General features: G+C 77.4%; 1 protein-coding gene and 1 pseudogene. Both read right to left on the bottom strand.

Annotation, left to right across the window (positions count from 1 at the left end):
• Nucleotides 1-90 (bottom strand): hypothetical protein (locus tag ND748_RS33170; protein ID WP_251750176.1); only part of this gene is annotated, 90 nt, incomplete at its 3' end.
• A gap of 267 nt (nt 91-357) precedes the next feature.
• A pseudogene (locus ND748_RS33165) lies at nt 358-751 on the bottom strand (hypothetical protein); the annotation flags it as partial.

Genomic DNA, 751 nt, shown 5'->3' with positions numbered 1-751 from the left:
GCAGACCAGCGCGTCGACCCGCGGGTCGCGAGCGAGCGCCCGGCACAGCGCGTGTTCGCGCCCGCCGGAGCCGACGACCAGGACCTTCATCTATTCACCTCGGGGCGGGGGCGGCGCCCGGCCGCGCGCCGGCGGGGGCAGGGGATGGCCGTCAACGCTGGTCCCCGACGCGCGGCGCCGGGGAGGGAAACCGTCGCGGGCGCGCCGAACGGCACGGCAGGACGATCGCCGGGGCGAGCCGGAAGCCGTGGCGGTCGGGTCGGGTCACCGTGCCAGCCTAGCGTGCAGCTGATCATCAGGTGTCCCGTGCCCGCCGGCGGGCAGCTCGGGCTCGACACGCGGTCCGGAGTCTGCGGTCTACAGACCGACGCCCGCGCGCCAGAGCAGGTGGGCCATCCCGTGCACCAGGTGCAGGGCGCAGCGGCGGGCGTCCACCTCCGCCATGCCGGCGACGATGACGGCCGTGTCGACCGGCCAGACCCGGACCTCCCGGCCGAGGACGGTCAGCGGCGACGGATCGTCGCGTCCCTCGAAGGCCCGCCCGCCCGGCTCGACGAACAGGTGCAGCGACCGCCCGGCGGCCGGGAAGGACTCGCACCGCCAGTACAGCAGCGGCCAGGCTGTCAGCCGCTCGCGGCGGTGCACCCGGTGTGCCGGCTGCCCGCCGGCGGACAGCTCGTCGCCGGCCTCCGGCGCGACCCGCGTCGGGATGCTCCCCTGCGGGTCGACGACCGCGCGCGGCCGGGACGCG

It is taken from the genome of Frankia sp. AiPs1 (assembly GCF_023716945.1).
Classification (GTDB): domain Bacteria; phylum Actinomycetota; class Actinomycetes; order Frankiales; family Frankiaceae; genus Frankia.
This window is presented reverse-complemented; position numbering and strand designations above follow the sequence as displayed.